Genomic DNA, 19,415 nt, shown 5'->3' with positions numbered 1-19,415 from the left:
CTCCCAGATCGCTGCGCCCGCCGATGACCTTCCCGGAGCTGCGGGCCTTCCTGACGAGCCAGCGCCAGCTGCGCCGCGACGAGGAGCAGGTCGACGCGATGCTGCGCCGCCTGGACGACGCGGGTCTGCTCACCGGGCTCGACGGTGCCGGCCCGGTGAGCGTGACCACGCGGGGGGCGGAGCTGCACGCGGCCGTGTTCGCGTCGGTGCAGCGGGTCGGCGGACAGGTCTTCAGCGGCTTCGATCCGGCCGAGCTGGCGGCCGAGCTGGCGGCCGAGCTGGCGGCCGAGCTGGCGGCCGCCAAGCATGTCCTCGCCGAGGTCACCCAGCGGGCACTGCGGCTGCGGACCGAGCTCACGGCGGCCTGACCGCGGCGGCCCGACCCGTGTGCCGGTCCGGTGATCTGGCCCGCCGGACCGGCCCACAGGCTCAGGCGCCGACACTGGCGCTGGCGTCAGGGCCCTGGGGGTCGGCAAGGAAACCCAACCGACGCTCGATGCGTGTGGTCCGCGAGACGGTTGCGGTGACGCGCGGCGGACGTCCCGGGATCGGATGGCGGTCGCAACGGGTGCGGGTGACCGCGGTCCGTGCTGGTATGAGGACGCTCGCGGCGAGGGCCACGGCGCATCACGGAGACGAGGTTCGGCGTGGACACGGGTCTTACGGGGCGGACGGCTGTTGTCACCGGCGGGAACTCCAACATCGGCCGGGGCATCGTGCTGGCGCTGGCGGCCGAGGGCGCGAACGTCGTAATCGCCGCGAGGGACGAGGCCGCGGGTGAAAGGGTGCGTGAGCAGGCGCTCGCCGCGGGCGCGAAGAACGCTGTGTTCCACTCCGTCGACGTCCTCGACCGCGCGCAGGTAGGCAGGATGGTGGCCACGGTCGAGGAGCGTTTCGGCGCGGTCGACCTACTGGTGAACAACGTCGGCGGCAACGTCGCGTTCGCCTACTTCGCCGAGTCCGACCCGGACACCTGGCGCCGCGACGTCGACCTGAACTTCACCAGCACGCTCAACTGTGCGCACGCCGTGCTGCCCGGCATGATCCACCGAGCCTCCGGGCGCATCATCAACATCGGGTCGACGGCGGGACTGATCGGTGACCCGACGCTCGCCGTGTACTCGGCGATGAAGGGCGCGGTGCACACGTTCACCAAGATCCTCGCCAAGGAGGTCGGGCCGCATGGGATCACGGTCAACGCCGTCGCCCCTTACGGCACGCTCCCCGACGACTGGGCGAACGACGTGAGCGCGGGCAGCCGCTGGCATGCCGACGGCGTCATCGCGAAGCGGGCACACGGCGGCGACTCGCCCAGCATCGGGCGCCGCACAGTCCTCGAACGCCAGACCGCGACGCCACGGGAGATCGCCGCCGCGGTCGTCTACCTGGCCTCCGACGCAGCGGCTTTCGTCACCGGCCAGATCCTCGCTGTCGAGGGCGGCACTCTCCTGGCCTGACTACCTACCGACACGGAACCAGCCAGACGGCACCGCCGGCACCGCCGGTCAGGTGCACCTCGACACGTCGCGCGGACCGAGGCGGTTCTGCGCTGCGACGCACATTCTTGCCAGCCAGGGCCTGGTCTATTCGCGGATGACGTCGTCGATGGTGCTGGCAATCATCGCGCGGCGGAACCACGTGTCGAGTTGGTCCAGGTCTGTGCAGGTATGGATCCGCTCGCGGACGTCCTCGGAAACGAGGATTCCGCGTGCCTCAAGCACGGTCAGCAACATCCGCCCCGCGCCGAGGGCCTCACCCTCGGCCTTGCCCTCGGCGTGGGCACGAGCGTCGGTCTCGTTGAGAAGTTCACTGCGGTACCGACGGCCGACGGTGCTGGTCATATACGTCTCCCAACGCTTCCAGAGCGCTCTGGCAGCCCAGCTAGAACGATCTCATGATACAGGGGTTTCTTCTTCGGGCCGAGCGCCCGCAGCGCCTCCAACAGTGCGGGAAAAGCGGCCTCGATGTCAGCATCCCCGCCATGGCAGAGTACAGAGAACAGGGCCAACGCCGGTTCGGCCTGTGCCCGCTCGACGTCGACGACCAGAGGAACGTCGCCCGGCGTGAAGACGAGCGGGCGCAGGTGCAGGCTCACACCCTCCGACTCGAACATGGCCCGGTATCTGCGGGCGACCGCCGCACCAGGGCAGTAGACCAGCAGCGCGGCATTGACCTCCAGCTCCGCTTCCAGGTGCGCCACGTAGGTCTTCCAGGTCCAGCGCTTGCCCGGATCCCAGGCACGCTGAACCTCCAGCACCACAGACAGCAACGACCTGTCGGTCGCGTCGCACAACAGTGTCATCCCGTCGGCGCGGTAGGTGCTGGGCACCAGCTTCCGGACCTCCGTCGGCTGCGGCCGGGCATGGTGAAAGTCGGAGACCTTGACGTCAAAAAGTTTATCCAACAGCCAGACCAGGACCTCCGGATTCTGCTCGGCCAGCTCCAGCGGCGACTCGTGTTCCCCACTCGGCATGCCGTCAACCATAAAGAACACGGACAGGAAATAGCAAATCCGGAAGACGCTGGTTAAACCCACTCTACCTTTCAAGCCGACTTGCACTCGCGCATTCTTTCCCTGGCCAGAAAACCGCCAGAAGAGCCCCCAACGAGCTTTCACCACGAAGGAGCCAGGTTGGCGGTCTCAGCGACGCCGCATCGTCAGGGGAGCGGAAAGAGGCGGCTTCCGGCCAAACCCGGGATGTCGCCGTCGCAAGCGGCATTGGTCAGGTCACGGATGGACCGCGTCGGCCCGGTCACCCAGCGTCGAGGTGGCCGTGGTCGGGCGATGCAGGCGTGGCGCGGCGAGCTTCGCGGTCAGGTGTTCGCCCGCGACGACCGGCGGGTAGCGCGGCGGGTCGTCCGGCCCGGTGCACGTGGGCAGGCATTCGACGACGGCGTCGTAGTTGCCGTCATGGAAGAACGCGATCGAGCGGCGCCGGGCCTCGCGGCCGGCCACTGGCGCGGGCAGCACCACCCGGTGCACGGTCGAGCGCCAGTGGTCGTTAGTCCACTGGGCGAGCAGGTCCCCCAGGTTCACCAGCAGCCCGCCCGGCCCCGGGACGACCGAGTGCCAGGCGCCGTCAGGACCGACGATCTCCAGGCCGGGCACCCGGTCGCCGTAGAGAACGGTGAGGATGCCGTAGTCGGTGTGCGCGCCCATCCGGGCCGGCTCCCCCGAGTCGCTGGCGTCGGGGCGGGCGGCGGTCACGTAGCTCAGCGCGCGCAGCGTCTCGGTCGAGTGGTCGGTGAACGGGGCGAAGTAGCCCTCCGGCAGCCCGAGCGCGACGGCGAAGATCTCGGCCAGCCGGCGGGCGAGCCCGGCGACGGCGCCGAAGTAGGCGGTCAGCGCCGGCCGCAGCGCCTGGACCTCGCCCGGCCACAGGTTCGCGGCGAAGACGCCGTCGCGCTCGCGCTCGTACACCGGGTCGCCGGCCGGCCAGCCCTCCGGGCCGATGTTGAACGCCTCGAACGTGTCCGGGCCGGCGTCGACGCCGAGGCTGTAGGCCAGCGACTCGGCACGCGGCGGGCTGTAGCCACGGTTGGTCATGAGGTCGGTGGGGACGTGGCGCAGCTTGGCGCTGGCGGGCAACGACCACAGGGTGTCGAGCGCGGCAAGCGCCGCGCCGATCGTGGCCGGCTCGACGCCATGCCCGACGATCTCGAGGAAGCCGACCCGACGGCAGCCGTCGTCGACCGCGGCGGCGATCTCCCGGCGGCGGGCGCCGCCGCCACTCCATCCGGACAGGTCGACCAGCGGGACGAGGCGGGCCATCAGCGTGCGTCCCTCCGTCCGGTCGGCGTCACCTGCCGACAAGGGCGAATATAGGCAGGAGCGATACCGGCCGTCCCGGGGAAGTGGCCGCCGTCGCGGCCGGTGACGGCCGTTCGAGGGCGGGGCGCGGACAGGGCGGCGGATCTACGCTCGGCCGAGGGGACCAGGCGTTCGGAGGAAGCCACGTGACCAGCAGCGCCAGCACAGCCACCGCCGTCGACAAGCCGTTCACCGGCGTCGTCGGCCTTCATCACCTGCAGCTGGCGATCCCCGCCGGCGCGGAGGATGCCTGCCGGGCGTTCTGGGTCGGGCTTCTCGGCCTCACCGAGGTGCCGAAGCCACCGCCGATGGCGGCCCGCGGCGGCGCCTGGTTCCGCGGTGCGGGCTTCGAGCTGCACGTCGGCGTCGACCCGGCTTTCACCCCGGCGACCAAGGGTCACCCGGCGATCCTCGTCGACGACCTCGACGCGCTAGCCGAGCGCCTGGCCGCCGCGGCCGTCGCGGTGACCTGGTCGCACGACTTCCCAGGCCACCGCCACTTCTACAGCCCCGACCCGGTCGGCAACCGGATCGAGTTCATCTCCCCCGAGCCCGCCGCCTAGCACCGCTTCAGCCAGGTTGGCCCGGCCGCGCCACCGCGCCACCAGCCTGATCGGCGGATCTGTACTCGGATCCGAACTGGCGAGGGCCCGGAGTTCGGATTTGGGTGACATCTGCCGCGGACGGTACCGGTCCGGTCTGCCACCTCATTCCAGCCGGCGGCGAACGGCGGCGGTCCCTTGTGGGCCGCGGCCGGGTCGCCGCCGGTCAGCCGTCGGCGGAGCGGGAGGACGGCGGTGCTGGGGGGCCGTAGGGGGAGCCTTCGGGGACGTCACGCAGGTCGATGTCGGCGACCGTGTTCGCGGCGAACAGGGCGTCGATTTCGGCGGGCGGGCAGCCGAGCTCGGCGAGGACCTCGCGGGTGTCGTGGCCGACGAGCACCGAACGCGCCGGGGGCCGGCCCGCGTCGCGGCTCCAGGCGCCGTAGCCGCGGACGATGTGGAACCGGCCGAACCGGGGGTCGTCGACGAGGTGCGTGAAGCCGTTGGCGGCCAGGTGCTCGTCGGTGGCGTGGTTGTCCCCCATGACGGCGCGAACGGCGGGGATCCCCCGGGCGGCCAGCTCGGCCGCCGCGGCACGGACCGTCCGCGCCGCGAACGCCGCCGCGGCGGCATCGACGGCCTCGTCAGGGGCGATGGCCGCGTCAGGGGCGGGGGCGGCCTTCCCAGGTGTCCCGACGCCGAGAACGCCGAGAACGCCGAGCAGGTCGCGGGTCTGCGCCGCCGTGACGGCGGCGACGGCGATCCAGCCGTCGGCGCACCGGTAGTAGCGGTGCCCGGCGGTGGGGCCGGGGAAGTTGGTGGCGCCGCGGGCCGGCTCGGGGCGGCCGGCGAACTCGGTGAACTCGGGCGCCTGCAGGTAGGTCGCCGTGTTCGCCAGGCTCAGGCTGAGCCGCTGGCCGGCGCCGTCGCGGGCGCGGGCATAGAGCGCGGCGAGCACCCCGAGGGCACCGAGCACGCCGGTGCCCGTGTCGTTGAGCGGGATCGGGGTGAGTACCGGGTCGCCGTCGCCGCCCTGTGCGTCGGCGAGGCCGGACAGGCCCTGGAACACCGGGTCGAAGCCGGGCGCGCCGGCGTAGGCGCTGGCTCGGCCGTAGGCGGAGACGCTGCAGCGCACCAGGTTGGGTCGCGCCGCGGCGATCCGCTCGGATGGCAGCCCGAGCTTCTCCAGCCGTCCGGGCCGCATGTTCTCGACGAGGACGTCCGCTCCGGCGAGCAGCCGCAGCAGCAGGTCGGCGCCGCCGGGGCGGGCGATGTCGAGCGCGAGGTCGCGCTTGTGCTGGCTCGCGACGAACACCGACATCGGGAACGCGCGGAACGGGTCGCCGTCCGGTGGCTCGACCTTGACGACGTCCGCGCCCCAGTCGGCCAGGATCTCCCCGATCAGCGGCCCCGCGAGGTAGGAGGACAGGTCGACGATCGTGACACCGCGCAGTGGCAGGCCCCGGTCGACCCCGTCGCCGTCACTGGCACGGGCGGCGGCGGGCGATTCCGCGGCGGGCGCCTCGGTGGCCGGCCAGAGCTCGCCTTCCGGGTCGAGATTCAGGTCGGCGGTCGCGAAGGGGCCGGGGCTCGCGGGGGTGCCGGCCAGGTCGACCGGGAAGCCGGGCATCCTGACGGTGCCCAGGGTGGGGTGCGCACGCTGGACGAAGCTCCGGTTCGCCTCGGCGATGTCGCGGACGGCCCACTCGGCGCGGGTCGCGATCGGCGCGCAGGGCACGTCCGCGGCGGCGAACAGGTCCAGCCACTCCCGCAGCGGCCGCTTGCGGAACTCCTTCTCCAGTTCGTCGGCGACCAGCTGGCCGCCCTCGTCGTATACGACGACCTTGTTCCAGTCGCCGTCAACGCCGGGGAGGACGAGGACGTCCATCCGATCCATCGCGTCCAGGGCACGGAAGAAGATCTCCGGGACGAGCGCGGCAAGGTAGAGCCAGCGGCCGTCGCCGGCCTGGTAGATGCGCCAGAACGGGACGCCGCGGCCGGAGCGGTTCCCCTTCACGACCGGCTGGTCGACGCCGACCTGCGTCATCATGCCGAGCTGGGCGGAGGCGGCGTGCAGCCCGCTCACGGTGACGGCATGCCCGCGCCCACCGTCGCGGCGCCGGCCATGCAGCGCGGCGACGGCCGCGGCGGCGGCGAGCGCCCCGTGCAGCTGGACGATCGTCGTGGCGACGGGCGCGACCGGGCAGTCGAGCGTCGCCGGGTTGCGCGCCGCGGTCCCACCGAGGCCGGCGAGCAGCAGCGGGTCCTCGGCGACCTCGCGCCACTCGCCGTGCTCGCCATAAGGCGGCAGCCGCACCTGGTTGAGCCCTGGGTGACGCTCGGCGAGGGTCACCGCGTCCAGTCCAAGTTCGGCCAGCCGGCCGGGGGTGTGGTCGACGATCAGCACGTCCGCCCCGCCGGCCAGCCGGCCGACGTCCTCGGAGGTCATCCGCACGACGCGCTTGCCCCGGTCCCACAGCAGCCCCGCGGGCGACGCCAGCCTCGCCGCCCCCTCCGCCACCGCCCGCCCGTCCGGCCCAGCCCGCCCGTCCGGCCCAACAGGCGCGTCGAACTCCGCCTGTTCGTCGGCCAGCGTCGAGCCGGCCGTGGCACCGTCGGTGCGAGCCGGGAACCGCGCGCGCACGACGTCCGCGCCCAGGTCGGCGAGCAGCATCCCCGCGACCCGGCCCGCCCGGGTCACCGAGGCCTCGAGAACCCGAACTCCGGCTAACGCGGGAAGCCGGCCGCCCGCCCCCGCCTCGCCGGCCGCCTCAGGTCCCGCCGCCATGCGCCCCACCCGCCCTCGCGCCTCGTCTCCGGCCGGCGCGGCATCCGGCCCCGCCAGGCACCACCACCCGAGTCCCGGCGCCCTCCCTTGTCGTATCAGCGAACCGTCTGACCGGCATCAAAAGCCGGCCTCCGCCCGCCTTCCGGCCGGGCAGGGCGCCGGCACGCAGCCCGGCGGGCCGATGCCGGCCGCGGTCAGGACGGGCCGTCGAGGGTCTCCAGGGCGGCGAACCAGCCGACCCAGCGACGCTGGCCCGGGGTCTCGACGGCGCGGGCGCGGTAGTGACGCCGGGTCCAGGCCACGGCGTCGCCCGCCGGATGACCGGCGAGGATCGCCATGCAGGCCAGCACGGTGCCGGTCCGCCCGGTGCCGCCGCCGCAGGCGACCTCCACCCGCTCCCCCGCGCGCGCCCGCCCGTACGCCTGCTTGATCACCGCGGCCGCGGCCCTGGGGTCACGCGGTGTCCGGAAGTCCGGCCAGTCGAGCCACACCGCCGGCCACGCCGGCTCCTGCTCGGCGGCCCGGCGCGCCGACGCCCGCCGCGGCAGCCCCCGCGACCGTCCGAGATACAGCCCGAACTCCGGGAGTGGCCCGTCCGGCAGCCCCTCCCGGCGCCCGCGGCCTCGGATGTGGGTGCCATCCGGGAGCTGGATCGCTCCGTTGAGTCGCGAGGTCACACCCGTAGTGTGCATGCCCGTCACGCACCGCTCTCGCCGGGTTGTCAGTATGCGGGCTAACCGGGCTACTCGTGCCCCCATCCCCCGCCCTCGCGCCCCCCGCTCCGCCCGCGTAGGCAGGCGTCGTGCCCCTCCAGGCTCCGGGCCGGCGTCGGGACGGAGGTGGCCCGGAGGCCGCTGGGTGAGGTTTTCCCCAGTACGGATTGGTGGGTCTGCGCGGTCGTGCGACCGGGTCACGGCGATCTACGGTCGAGGCGACGCCCCGGCATCGCGGGGCGGGCGGCGGGCGGACAGCGCGCCGGTGGTGACAGACAGCGGGACGCGAAGGACATGACGACGCGACCAGACTCCCGGCGGGCTCACGCCCGCGCGGGCACGGACACACCGCCCTCGGCGGCTCTCAGAGCGAGGCCCGGCGGGTGGGTCCGATGACCGGGCCCGCGGGCGGCGGCCTCGCGGCCAGGCCAGGCCCGCTGGGGAGACCAGCGCACGCCCTCGTCGCGGCGCTGCGCGCTACCTACTCGCGACGCAACTGGCTGGCGACGGCATTCGCCGCGCAGACGCTGCTCTTCGGGACGATCACGTTCGCCGTGACGCTCGCGTTCGGCATCGCCGGCGTGTCCTCGTCGTTCTTCATCGTCATCGGGCTGCCGTTGCTGTGGGTAGCCCTGGCGGCCGCCCACCGGTTCGCGCGGTTCGAGTCGTGGCGCTACGAGGCCTACTTCGGCGAGCGGCTGCGCCTGCGGCCGACGCCGGTGCCCGCCGGGACGCCGTCCGGGAGGATCGGGCGGGCCTGGTCGCGGATGTGGGCCCGGATGTCGGCCGGCGGCAGCTGGCTGGAGCTCCTGTGGGCGCTGATCGTGCTCCCGGTGCTCGGCTGGGCCGGCGGCTGGGTCGTCGCCACAGCGTGGGGCGGTGGGCTCGCGTTCCTGCTGTTCCCGGCCTACGGGCACGTCCTCGGCAACGGCGGCCGGTTGGTCGGGCTCGACCTCGGCTATGGCGGCTCCGTCGCCACGCACGTCGTGGTCGGCGTCATCGCGCTCCTCGCGGCGCCGTGGCTCGCCCGCGGGCTCGTCAGGCTGCAGCTGGCGATCGGACGCAGGATGCTCTCGCCCAGCGAGACCGCCGCGCTGACCCAGCGGGTGGCGGACCTGGAGTCCAGCCGCGCCGGCATCGTCTCGGCCTCGGCCGCCGAGCGCCGCCGGATCGAGCGCGACCTGCACGACGGCGCGCAGCAGCGACTGGTGGGCGTCGCGATGACACTCGGCCGGGCGCAGGAAAGGTTCGCCGAAGACCCCGCGGGGGCGCACGAGCTCGTCACCGAGGCGCACGCCGAGACCAAGCGCGCCCTCGTCGAGCTGCGTGACCTCGCCCGCGGCCTGCACCCGGCGGTGCTCACCGACCGAGGGCTGGACGCCGCGCTCGCCGGTCTCGCCGCCCGCTGCCCGATTCCGGTGACGCTCGACGTCGACGTGACACCGCGGCCCTCGGCCGAGGTGGAGGCGGTCGCCTACTTCTTCGTCGCCGAGGCGCTCACGAACGTCGCCCGCCACGCGGACGCCGCGTCCGCGCGGATCGTGGCGCGCCGCGCCGACGGCCGGCTGGCGGTCGAGGTCAGCGACGACGGCCACGGCGGGGCGAGCGAGCGCGGCGGCACCGGCCTGTCGGGGCTACGCGACCGGGCGGTCGCCGTCGACGGCACCTTCACGGTGCGCAGCGCCCCCGGCGAAGGCACCACCGTGCGGCTGGACCTGCCATGCCAGAACTGAACCAGCCCGAGCCGGCCCCACCGCCACCCGCCCGCCCCGCGTCCGAGGGAGACCGCACGATGGCCGCGACGGCCGACCCGACATCCACGGCCGCATCGACGGCCACGGCCACGACGCCCGCACCCGCCTCCCAGCCCGTCCCCGAGCCCACGCAAACGTCGACGTCTGGCACCGTGACACCAGAGCCAGCTCACACTGCCGCCACGGCGACCACACCGCCCGGTGGAGGCGGGGCCGGCGGACGGTCCCTGGACGACCAGCCGCCAGCGGGCGGGCCGCGCCGCGCCCGCGGCGTGCTGCTCGCCATCGGGGTGCTGCTCGCCGCCGCGCTGGCGGTCGGAGCCGGCACACAGGCCGTCAACCTGACCACCGGTGAGGAACGGCGCGACGAGCACCTCACCCTGCCGGCGTCGGTCGACCGGCTGGAGGTGCGGGCGTCGTCCGGCAGCCTCACGCTCACCGGCACGCCCGACGACGAGGCGGTCGTCGACGCCAAGCTCTCCGGTACCGTGCACCCGCCCGCGCTGAAGGTCGACATCGACGGGCACACGGCGCGGGTGCACGCGGACTGCTCCTGGCAGATGCTGCTCAGCTGCGAGACCACGCTGCGCCTGGCGGTCCCGGCGGGCGTGACGGTCGTGGCGCGTTCCTCGTCGGGCGACATCCGGGCGGCTGGCCTGACCGGGTCGTTCGACCTGCACACGTCGTCGGGCGACGTGTCCTCCGACGGATGCTCGGGCACCGCCAGACTTTCCACGTCGTCGGGCGACGTGCGCGCCACCCGCCTCGGCGCGGCCACGGTGTATGCGCACTCGTCGTCGGGCGACGTCAACGTCGGCCTCACCGTCGCGGCGACGGACGTGGAGGCGACGACGTCGTCCGGCGACGTCCGGGTCACCGTGCCGCTCGGTTCGGAGACCTATGACGCGACCGCGCGCACCTCGTCCGGCAGCGACTCGGTCCGGGTCGCCACCGACCCACGGTCCTCCCGCCGGATCGAGGCGAGATCCAGCTCGGGCGACGTCTCGATCCGCTACGCGGACGCCGGCGAGGCGTCGTAGCGGCCGGCACGCCAGCCCGGAGTGTGGTGGATGGGCACGCCTGGAGACACGCCCGTCCACCACACTCGCGGGGCTGGTGGTCGGACTGTGTCACAGGGCCAGGCCTATGGGCTTGCTGGTCCGACACGGACCGGCCTCGAGGTTGCGCAGCGGCGGGAGGGCGGCGAGAGGGCGGCGCCGGGGCGGGCGGACGGGACCTGCGCGTCGCGACGTCCGGGCGCTCCGGAAGATCGCCGATACGCGGATCGGGCCTAACGGCCCGAGGTGTCGTACAGCGGACACAGCGGCGTTGAACCGGCCCGGCGAGCAGGAGCACTACGATCCCGGTATCGCACGGCAGTCGCCGACGCGGAGCCAAAAAATGCAGAACCGCTGCCACAGATCGGTGGAAGCGCGAAAATACTCTCTTCGCACCCTCGACGGCCTAAGGATTGCGTGGGTGGTCGCATGCCTGACGACCGCGGTCCGCATCACCAGGAAGACCCAGACCATATGCACGGCGCGCTCCGCCGGGGCGACGGGGCGCGCCTCATGGCCCGGTCCGTCGTGGGCCGGCGGTTCTTCCTCGCCGACCCGCGGTCGCAGACCGCGCCCGGGCGCACCCGGCTGACCGAGATCGCGGACGAGCTGGCCGACCCGGCCGCCGCCGCCCGCTGGTACCGCAGGCTGAACCTTGGTCCGCTGGTCGAGGTCGCGGCGCCGCACGACCGGATCGCGCAGCTGTTGGCGGGTGACCCGCCGGCCGAGAACGCGGGCACGGCCGGCCGGCGGGTCCGGGCCGAGCTGGAGGCGCGCCGCCTCGGCTGGCTACGCGACAACGACGAGCGGCTCGCGCACGCCCAGCGGGCCTGGGACGGCCTCTACGCCGCGCACCATGGCGTCGCCGAGGCCGTCGCCCAGGTCGAGCCGCTGAGCAACGTGCTGCGGGTGTGCCGGCTGGCCGAGCTCGCCTACTCGGCGTCCGAGCCGGACTGGCGTGAGCTCGCCGACGCGGCGGCCGCCCGGCCGATGGTGCCCGCGGAGATCTACCGTTCCCAGCGGGAGCGCCGGCTGCGCCCGCCCGACCACGTCGTCCAGGCGGTCGCGGTCCCGGGCGACGGCGGCGAGCTGGGCGGGCCCGTGCTCAGCCCGGCCGCCCTCACCTCCTGCGCCGAGGAGACCTGAGGCGCTCCCGTGACCGGACGCTCCGCGCCCCAGACCTCCCTACGCCGCACCTCGCGGCTTGACGCCCAAGCCATGGGATGTGTCTGACGCCGTCTCTCCCACGGACTGGCTAGAACCAGCCGCGGCGGGCGCCGAGCTGCTGGAGCTGCTCGTGGATCTGGTGGGCGAGGCGGCCGCGGTCGAGGTCGCCGTGGCCGACCCGGAAGCGGCTGAGCGCATCGCCGCCGGAGCGCAGCAGCCCGCCGCGGCGGTCGGCCTCCAGGACGACGTCCATGCCGTGGTCGTCGACCAGGAAGGTCACCTCCAGCTCCTTGATCCGGCGGCCGTACTCGCCGGACGGCTTGAGCTCGATCTCCTGGTAGAACGGCAGCGACGAGCCGCCGACGTGCCCCTTCTCCACATCCGCCGAGTGGAAGTGGAACCCGAGGTCGCCGAGCGCGGCGAGCACCGCCTCCTGGACCGGCAGCGGGTGGACGGAGACCGGGTCCAGGTCACCCGGGTCGAGCGCGCCCGGGATGGACAGGGTGGTGCGTACGCCGATCTTCATGCCCTTCAGGTGCCAGCCGCCCACGTCGGTGATCGGGGTCTGCCACGGCACCGGCAGCTCGAAGCGGCCGCCGATCTGCTGGCCCGGCGCGATCACCAGGTTGCCGCCGATCTGCTGGGTGCCGAACGCGACCTGCTCGTAGTAGGTGCTGTCGTCGCGCTCGATCTCGACGGTCGCCTCGAGCGCGACGAGGATCTTCTCGATCCGCTGGTCGACCTTGCCACCCGTGACGGTGGTCGTGCCGGTGACGACCGCTCCCGGCCTCGTCTGGTCGTGGTCCAGCACGGTCTCCACCTCGGCGGCCCCGACGCCCAGCCGAGACATGAACCGCTTCATTCCCATCGCGCAAACCTTCCGACCGGGTGGCATACCCATCAGAGCTTCTATTCGGCACTAGTTTCTTACCGGCCGGCCCGTGACCATCGCCAGCGGGGGTCGGTCAGGCGACAGCGGTCAGGCCAGCCACGACTGGTGACGGCGCAGCGGCGCAGCGCCCGGGGTCCCCGCCGGATCGGCGACAGGGTCCCTCCCAGATCTGCGGAGCAGATCTGGGAGGTAAGCGATCTGGGTGGTCTGGCGACCACCTACCCCACACCCGGCCAGACCAGCCACCGCCATGAAGCCCCACCCCGAAACGGCGCGGGGAGGGCGCCCCAGCGCCCGACACGGGGGGGGAGCGCGTCCAGCGCCTCGCCCCGTCAGGCTGGCAGGACGCCGGCGGCGCCGGCGAGCAGTGCGTGGCCGGCGGCGGGGTCGCCGCCGACGGCGGTCGCGGCCGCGGCGGTCTCCGCCGGGGTGCGCCGACCGGCCGCGAGCAGGCAGAAGTCGACGACGCCGAGCCGAAGCTCGGCGGCGGGCGACGGGTGGCCGGCGGCCGGGTCCGGCGCCGCCAGCGGCGGACGACCCGGGCCGACGAGCCAGCGGCCGACGGCCACCCGGTCGCCACCCACACCGCCCACGCCGCCCGCGCCGGTGTCGCCGCCGGCCGGCCCGGCGCTCGGGCCGCCTCCGTCCAGGTCGCCGGGGATCAGCGTCAGCGCCAGCGGGCCGTCGCCGAGGCCAGCCTCGGGACCCGTCCGCCAGCGGACCCGGTGCAGCGCGAGCTCGGTCACGGCGCTCAGCTCGGCCACGTCGAGCGCGGGGAGCTGGACACCGGCCGCCGCCGCGAGCGCGGCCCCGTCAAGCCAGGTGCCGAGCACGCGGGAGGTCAGGTGGTCCTCGACAGGCGCCGTCCAGCCAAGCGCGTCGATCATGATGTGCGCCGACTCGGGCTCCCGCCCCGCCAGCCAGGCGCACAGGCCGCGTGCGCCCTCGTGCCAGGTCCGCCAGAGGAGCACCGGCGGCCAGAACACCGGAGGCCAGAACACCGCCGGCCAGTAGGAGGTCGCCCGGCCCGGCCCCGGCCGGGCCGTCGCGCCGTCCGCGCGCGGTGCGCCGGCCGCGCCGCCCGCGTCACCCGGCCCGGCTTCGCCGTCAGAGACCGTTCCAGCGTCTGGGACCGTTCCAGCGCCCGGCCCGGTGGCGCCGGCGAGGCCTGCGCTCAGGATGCCCTGCGCCCGGGTGTCAACGGCCGGGGGCGCGAGGGTGCCGGCGACCGGAATGCCGATCGCGCCGGCCAGCGCGGCGTCCAGGCCCGCGAGGCGGGCGACGACCTCGCGGGGCGTGCGGCCGTCGCTGCCCGTCGGACGGTCCCAGTCCCGGGGGGAGAGCTCGGCGAGCACCCGGTCGACGGCCGCGGTCCAGGCCGCGAACGGGGCGGCGAACGGGGGTGCGGCCGCGACGGCGGGCCGGCGCGCGAGCGCCGCGGCCAGCAGCGCCGCCCGCGGGTCGGCCTGGTCGACGCCCGCCGGGCCGGCCGACGGCCGGGCCGGGCGGGAGCGGGGCCCGGACCTACCGGATCGCTGACCTCCCAGATCACGACCTCCCAGATCGCTGACCTCCCAGATCGGCTCCGCCGATCCGGCAGGGACCCCGTCGCCGATCCGGGAGGGACCCCGTCCGCCGATCCGGGAGGAACCCTGTCGCCAATCCGGCAGGAACCCCGGTGACGGCTCGGGCCTGCCCCGGCGCGCCGGCTCGTCGGCGTCTGATGAGCGCTCGGCGGCGAGCCGGCCCGCGGCGGCGGCCAGCGTCTCGGCGAGCGCGGCGTCGTCGGCGGGGAAGCGCAGGGGATGCTCCCAGACCTCGACGAGCACGGCGCGCGCGACCGCCGCGGCCTCCGCCGGAGGCTGCCCGGCCGCGGCGGCGACCGCGAGCAGCCGGTCACCGTGACGGGTGTAGGCGTCGGCGAGCGCGGTCGGGTCGCCGGCGACGAGCCGGTGGCGGGGCGAGGCATGGGCCGCGGCCGGTTCCACGCCGAGATCCGCCGGCGGGTCCACCGGGAGCTCGGGGCGTCGGGAACCGGTCATCGCCACGGGCGCAGTGTCCCATGCAACAGAGCCTGGATCACCAAACGATCGCGATCCGCCCGACCAGAGCAACGCGGGGCCACTGTCCCACGCCGTCAGCACGCTTTCCCAACCCACCGCGGCGTAGAACCGCCGCAACGGCCATCGCCGTGCCGGCCGCCCCGCCGCGCGGTGAAGGCTGGCGTATCCAGGCGCTGACGCAACGGGGACAGTGGAGGCATGGGACGAGCGAGCGCGCGGCGTCGGGTGGTGCGGGTGACGGTGGGCGGCCCGGCGACGGCCCGTGCCGACACCGTCGTCGGCGAGGAGCCGCTGGAGATCCGGATCCACGGCCAGCCGCTCGCGGTGACCATGCGCACTCCAGGCGACGACATGGACCTCGCGGTGGGGTTCCTCATCGGGGAAGGGCTGATCGGCGGCGGCGGCGACGTCCTGTCGATGCGCTACTGCGCTGGTACCGAGCCGGCCGAAGAAGACGCGGCCCCGCCCCTCCTCGCGTCGGCGGAGGCATGGAGCGGGCATCGCGGGCGGCAGACATACAACGTCCTCGACCTCACGCTCGACCCGTCGATTCCCCAGCCCGATCTCACGGCCGCGGCCCGATCGTTCTACATGACGAGCTCGTGCGGGCTGTGCGGCAAGGCGAGCATCGACGCGATCCGGATGCGCGCCCGGCACCGCGTCGCCGACGACCCGCTGCGCATCGAGGCGGCGACGCTCGCGGGCCTGCCGGGGGCGCTGCGGCGGGCGCAGCGGCTGTTCGCGACCACCGGGGGGCTGCACGCCGCGGCGCTCGCCGACGCTGCCGGGCGGATCGAGATCGTGCGCGAGGACGTCGGCCGACACAACGCCGTCGACAAGGTCGTCGGCGCGGCGGCGAAGGCGGGCCCGCTGCCCCTGCGCGGCCGGGTGCTGCTGGTCAGCGGGCGGGCGTCGTTCGAGCTCACGCAGAAGGCCCTGCTGGCCGGGATCCCGATGCTCGCCGCTGTCTCGGCGCCCTCGGCGCTGGCCGTCGACCTCGCCGCCGAGAGCGGGATGACCCTTGTCGGGTTCCTCCGCGGGGACTCGATGAACGTCTACGCCGGCGCCCACCGGGTACTCAGCGCCGAAGCTCCGACCGGCCGGTCGAGTGAGGAAGGACCGTCCGTAGTGGCGCAAAATCCGCAAACATCCCTGGACGTAACCCGATAGAGTCCGCCTTCGTGACCTGCATCGTCGGGGTGGAGCAGAATGGGCGGGTCGTGATCGGCGGCGACAGCGCGGGCATCGCCGGATGGTCGGTCACCGTCCGCGCCGACACCAAGGTCTTCCGCAACGGGTCCTACGTCATGGGGTTCACCGACTCGTTCCGGATGGGTCAGCTGCTGCGCTACAGCCTGGTCCCGCCGGTGCCGCACACCTGGGACCTCGACCGTTTCATGGCGACCGACTTCGTCGCCGCGGTGCGTGACTGCCTGCGCGACGGCGGCTACGCGCGCAACGACTCGGGCAACGAGAGCGGCGGCTGCTTCCTGGTCGGCATCCAGGGCCGGCTCTACCGGATCGACTCGGACTTCCAGATCGGCCGCAGCGTCGACGACTACTTCGCTGTGGGCGCCGGCGAGGACTTCGCCCGCGGCTCGCTGCACAGCAGCGCCGACCTCCCGCCCGACGAGCGGGTCCGCAAGGCACTGGCGGCGGCCGTCCACCACTCCACCGACGTCCGCGGCCCGTTCCACCTGATCTGGGACCCTGAGGAGCCTCCGAACCCAGGCTGACGGCGCGACCGACGCACCCGGCCCGGCTACTGGCGCCCGCCACGGCCGAGGCGTTCGGCGGCCAGGGCGGCCCACGCGGACGGGCCGGCGATCGGGGTGAACCTGGCGGCGGCGTCGGTGAGGGCGGCGTACTGGTCGTCGGTGAGCTCAAGGTCGGCGGCGGCCGCGTTCGCCTCCACCTGGGCGACGCTGGAGGCGCCGGGGATGGCGATCACGCACGGCTGGTGGATCGCCCAGGCCAGCGCGACCTGGGCGCAGGTCGCGTCATGCGCCGCGGCGACCTCGCGCAGCACGTCGAGCAGCGGGGCGAGCCGGGCAAGGTTCTCGGTAAGGAAGAGCGAGTTGGTCGCCCGGATGCCGCCGGACGGGCGGTTGGTGACGTCGTAGCGGCCGGACAGCAGGCCCTGCGCGAGCGGGCTGTAGGCGATGACCAGCCGGCCGGCGCGCTCGGCGTACGGGATCAGCGCGTCGTCGGCCGCCCGGTGGACGAGGCTGTACGGGACCTGGTTGGACAGCACCGGCGAGCCGAGCGCCGCCTCGGCGGCCTGCCAGCGGGCGAGCGAGTAGTTCGAGACGCCGACCTCGCCGACCAGCCCGACGTCGAGCAGGCGGCGCATGCCTCTCATCGTCACGGTGTCGGCGACGATCGGGTTCGGCTGGTGCACCTGGTACAGGTCGATCGTGCGGACGCCCAGGCGGCGGGCGCTCGCGACGCCGCGCTGCTCGACGATCGCGGGCGCCGGCACGAGCGGGAGGAGCTTCGTCGCGACGAAGACGCCCTCGGTGGCCTCCTCGCCGGCCTCCCGCAGCGCCTCGCCGACGATGCGCTCGCTGCGGCCGAACGCGTAGATCTCGGCCGTGTCGATCACGGTGATCCCCAGCTCGAGCGCCCGGCGCAGGATCAGGTGGGCCTCCCGGGCCGCGTAGTCGGTGCCGTAGCCCCATTCCCGCGACCCGAACTGCCAGGTCCCCAGCCCGATCTTCGAGAGCTTCTTCCCGCTCTTGACCGCGTCCCCGAGCCCCGTGACATAGCGCATGCCCCAAGTCAACGCCAAGAACCGGCCGGCCGTCCTCCGACCCCCAAACCATTCCCGGCCCAATCGCCCATACCCGCCCAGGCGCGAACCGCGCTGGCCGGGTATGCGCAGGCACCCCGGCTGGCCGCGGTCCGCTTGTGGGTGGGACGGGGGTCGCATATCGTCCGGGGCGGCTTGGTGGAACGTGTTCTAGTCTGGCCTCGCGGTCCCGTCGCGGCCACCTGGCCGGAGGCCGTCGGTGAGGAGAGCCGAGGCCCTCGGTGACGACAGTCTGGGAGGTCGGTGTGCCCGAGTCCGGAGCGAGACCGCTGGTGCTGGCCGAGGCGGACGGGCCGGTGCTGACGGTGACGCTGAACCGGCCCGAGAAGCGCAACGCGACGAACGCGGAGGTGCTCTGCCGCCTGTACGACGCCTGGCGGCGGCTCGACGAGGACGACACCCTGCGGGTGGCGATCCTGACCGGCCGGGGCGGCACGTTCTGCGCGGGCATGGACCTGGCCGAGATCGGCCGGCTGCGCGCCGGGGTGCGGGACAACGAGTGGATCATCCGGCTGCAGGACGACCCGGGCATCCCCCTCGCGGCCTATTTGAAGAGATACCGGCCCACCAAGCCGATCATCCTGGCCGCCGAGGGGCACGCCCGCGCCGGCGGCACCGAGATCCTGCAGGGAACCGACATCCGCGTCGCCGGCGAGAGCGCCGTGTTCGGGGTGACGGAGGTGCAGCGGGGGCTTTTCCCGATGGCCGGGTCGGCGGTCCGGCTGCGCCGGCAGACGGGCTACGCGGTCGCGGCGGAGATGCTGCTCACCGGCGAGGACCTGCCCGCCCGGCGCGCGTACGAGCTCGGCCTCGTCAACCATGTCGTGCCAGACGGGCAGGCACTGGCGAAGGCGCGCGAGATCGCCGGCCGGATCGCCCGCAACGGCCCGCTCGCGGTGAAGGCGATCCTCGCCACCCTGCGCGAGACCGAATGCCTGCCCGAGGCCGAGGCATTCCCCATCGAGGAGCGCCACGGAAACGCCGTGATGCGTTCCAAGGACGCCGTCGAGGGGCCGGTGGCCTTCCTCGAGAAGCGCGACCCCGTCTTCACCGGCTCCTGACACCAGGACCGCCCGGCCTTGCCCCGGTCGGCGTGGCACCGAAGGCGGCCGAGGCGGTGGCCCACCCGCTCTCCGGCGCCCGGCCGCGATTGGGCGCCGGCCGCGCCGCGCGGGGTCGACATCCACGCGGCGGCGCGCGACGCTGGCGGGACGAAAAGGGGGTCGGAGATGCTCAGCGTGTTCTGTTTCGACCGGCTGGCGGTGACCGTCCGGGACATGTACTTCGTCGACCCGGACCCGGCCCCGGGGCAGGAAGGCCCGGAGCGGGGAGTGCGTGTCGAGCTGCGGCTCGTCGAGCCGCAGCCGTGGCGCGGGTCGATCTACGCGTCGCAGCGGATCGTCGTCGACACGTCGCTGCTGCGCGTGGATCTGCTCGAGTCCGTCGAGCGCGGGCCAGGCAGCCGTGACCGGGTGCACCACCACCCGACGATGACCGACAACGAGCCCGGCGCGCGTGTCTTCGACCGCGGCCTCACCACCGACCCGGTCGCCTGGCTGCGACAGCGCCTCGCCGACCCGATGGCGTTGCTCGCCGCGGCCGGCGTCGAGAACCCGGCCGAGTACGAGGAGTCCGCCGACGAACTGGTCGCCTCCCTGCCCGACGTCGTCGACGCCGTCGCGGCGAGTCTCGAGAAGGTTCGCGCGGGCGAGCTGGCCCTCACCCGGACGCGCGGCACCTGAACGACGCTCCGGCGGCCGGACGTTCCGAGACGGCCCGCCGCGCGGCGCGGGCGTAAGGCGGAATTTCCGCCGC

18 protein-coding genes are annotated in these 19,415 nt (G+C 74.0%); 10 read left to right on the top strand and 8 right to left on the bottom strand.

Annotated elements, in window-relative coordinates:
* The first annotated feature begins 23 nt into the window (after positions 1-23).
* Together QOZ89_RS21270 and QOZ89_RS21265 are read left to right on the top strand one after the other, a co-directional pair.
* Positions 24-368 carry a hypothetical protein gene (locus tag QOZ89_RS21270; RefSeq protein ID WP_312624765.1) on the top strand — a complete coding sequence of 115 codons (345 nt, stop codon included), beginning with the start codon at positions 24-26 and terminating at the stop codon, positions 366-368.
* Positions 369-647: 279 nt separating this feature from the next.
* Positions 648-1,457, top strand: coding sequence for an SDR family NAD(P)-dependent oxidoreductase (locus QOZ89_RS21265; protein WP_071052040.1), 810 nt, complete (start codon positions 648-650; stop codon positions 1,455-1,457).
* Between the two features lie 126 nt (positions 1,458-1,583).
* On the opposite strand, the gene QOZ89_RS21260 is transcribed toward QOZ89_RS21265, so the two are convergent.
* The 3 genes from QOZ89_RS21260 to QOZ89_RS21250 all read right to left on the bottom strand — a co-directional run bounded on the left by QOZ89_RS21260 (position 1,584) and on the right by QOZ89_RS21250 (position 3,772).
* Entirely contained in the window at positions 1,584-1,841 is a 258-nt protein-coding gene (locus QOZ89_RS21260; RefSeq protein ID WP_312624763.1) for a hypothetical protein, read from the bottom strand.
* Complete coding sequence (locus QOZ89_RS21255) at positions 1,838-2,536, bottom strand: hypothetical protein (protein WP_312624761.1); 699 nt, start codon at positions 2,534-2,536, stop codon at positions 1,838-1,840. Before QOZ89_RS21255 ends, QOZ89_RS21260 begins: the two co-directional genes overlap by 4 nt.
* Positions 2,537-2,728: 192 nt before the next feature.
* The gene (locus tag QOZ89_RS21250) at positions 2,729-3,772 is read right to left on the bottom strand and encodes an isopenicillin N synthase family dioxygenase (RefSeq protein ID WP_071052041.1); all 1,044 of its coding nucleotides are present in this window, start codon (positions 3,770-3,772) and stop codon (positions 2,729-2,731) included.
* Positions 3,773-3,957: 185 nt separating this feature from the next.
* On the opposite strand from QOZ89_RS21250, the gene QOZ89_RS21245 reads away from it, so the two are divergent.
* Positions 3,958-4,374 (top strand): VOC family protein, encoded by a 417-nt coding sequence (locus tag QOZ89_RS21245; RefSeq protein ID WP_071052042.1) that lies wholly within the window; start codon positions 3,958-3,960, stop codon positions 4,372-4,374.
* Between the two features lie 205 nt (positions 4,375-4,579).
* Here the strand turns inward: QOZ89_RS21245 and QOZ89_RS21240 are convergent, their stop codons facing one another.
* Complete coding sequence (locus tag QOZ89_RS21240) at positions 4,580-7,141, bottom strand: CoA transferase (protein ID WP_071052043.1); 2,562 nt, start codon at positions 7,139-7,141, stop codon at positions 4,580-4,582.
* A gap of 194 nt (positions 7,142-7,335) precedes the next feature.
* Positions 7,336-7,833 (bottom strand): protein-tyrosine phosphatase family protein, encoded by a 498-nt coding sequence (locus QOZ89_RS21235; protein ID WP_071052044.1) that lies wholly within the window; start codon positions 7,831-7,833, stop codon positions 7,336-7,338.
* A 413-nt stretch (positions 7,834-8,246) separates the two neighbouring features.
* Here QOZ89_RS21235 and QOZ89_RS21230 point away from each other — a divergent pair, with 413 nt between their 5' ends.
* The 3 genes from QOZ89_RS21230 (at position 8,247) to QOZ89_RS21220 (ending at position 11,812) form a co-directional block, all read left to right on the top strand.
* On the top strand, positions 8,247-9,587 hold the full coding sequence (locus tag QOZ89_RS21230; RefSeq protein WP_071052107.1) for a sensor histidine kinase: 1,341 nt from the start codon (positions 8,247-8,249) through the stop codon (positions 9,585-9,587).
* Positions 9,575-10,648 carry a DUF4097 family beta strand repeat-containing protein gene (locus QOZ89_RS21225; protein WP_312624754.1) on the top strand — a complete coding sequence of 358 codons (1,074 nt, stop codon included), beginning with the start codon at positions 9,575-9,577 and terminating at the stop codon, positions 10,646-10,648. The genes QOZ89_RS21230 and QOZ89_RS21225 overlap by 13 nt, the downstream gene beginning before the upstream one ends.
* Positions 10,649-11,095: 447 nt before the next feature.
* On the top strand, positions 11,096-11,812 hold the full coding sequence (locus QOZ89_RS21220) for a hypothetical protein (RefSeq protein WP_241842149.1): 717 nt from the start codon (positions 11,096-11,098) through the stop codon (positions 11,810-11,812).
* A gap of 109 nt (positions 11,813-11,921) precedes the next feature.
* Here QOZ89_RS21220 and QOZ89_RS21215 read toward each other — a convergent pair whose 3' ends face one another.
* Both QOZ89_RS21215 and QOZ89_RS21210 read right to left on the bottom strand, forming a co-directional pair.
* Positions 11,922-12,701, bottom strand: coding sequence for a sporulation protein (locus QOZ89_RS21215; protein ID WP_071052046.1), 780 nt, complete (start codon positions 12,699-12,701; stop codon positions 11,922-11,924).
* A 356-nt stretch (positions 12,702-13,057) separates the two neighbouring features.
* A complete protein-coding gene (locus QOZ89_RS21210; RefSeq protein ID WP_241842150.1) occupies positions 13,058-14,713 on the bottom strand; it encodes a hypothetical protein in 1,656 nt (551 codons plus the stop codon).
* A gap of 273 nt (positions 14,714-14,986) precedes the next feature.
* Here QOZ89_RS21210 and fdhD point away from each other — a divergent pair, with 273 nt between their 5' ends.
* Positions 14,987-15,958, top strand: coding sequence for a formate dehydrogenase accessory sulfurtransferase FdhD (gene fdhD, locus QOZ89_RS21205; RefSeq protein WP_071052048.1), 972 nt, complete (start codon positions 14,987-14,989; stop codon positions 15,956-15,958).
* Positions 15,959-15,969: 11 nt separating this feature from the next.
* The gene (locus QOZ89_RS21200; protein ID WP_071052049.1) at positions 15,970-16,524 is read left to right on the top strand and encodes an Ntn hydrolase family protein; all 555 of its coding nucleotides are present in this window, start codon (positions 15,970-15,972) and stop codon (positions 16,522-16,524) included.
* 26 nt (positions 16,525-16,550) lie between these two features.
* On the opposite strand, the gene QOZ89_RS21195 is transcribed toward QOZ89_RS21200, so the two are convergent.
* On the bottom strand, positions 16,551-17,561 hold the full coding sequence (locus tag QOZ89_RS21195; protein ID WP_071052050.1) for an aldo/keto reductase: 1,011 nt from the start codon (positions 17,559-17,561) through the stop codon (positions 16,551-16,553).
* A 260-nt stretch (positions 17,562-17,821) separates the two neighbouring features.
* On the opposite strand from QOZ89_RS21195, the gene QOZ89_RS21190 reads away from it, so the two are divergent.
* Together QOZ89_RS21190 and QOZ89_RS21185 are read left to right on the top strand one after the other, a co-directional pair.
* The gene (locus tag QOZ89_RS21190; RefSeq protein ID WP_071052051.1) at positions 17,822-18,661 is read left to right on the top strand and encodes a crotonase/enoyl-CoA hydratase family protein; all 840 of its coding nucleotides are present in this window, start codon (positions 17,822-17,824) and stop codon (positions 18,659-18,661) included.
* Positions 18,662-18,829: 168 nt separating this feature from the next.
* On the top strand, positions 18,830-19,342 hold the full coding sequence (locus QOZ89_RS21185) for a hypothetical protein (protein ID WP_071052052.1): 513 nt from the start codon (positions 18,830-18,832) through the stop codon (positions 19,340-19,342).
* The last annotated feature ends 73 nt before the right edge of the window (positions 19,343-19,415 follow it).

This window comes from Pseudofrankia coriaricola (assembly GCF_032027725.1).
GTDB lineage: Bacteria > Actinomycetota > Actinomycetes > Frankiales > Frankiaceae > Pseudofrankia.
Note: the sequence above shows the minus strand (reverse complement) of the source record. Positions and strands in the feature narration are given on the sequence as shown.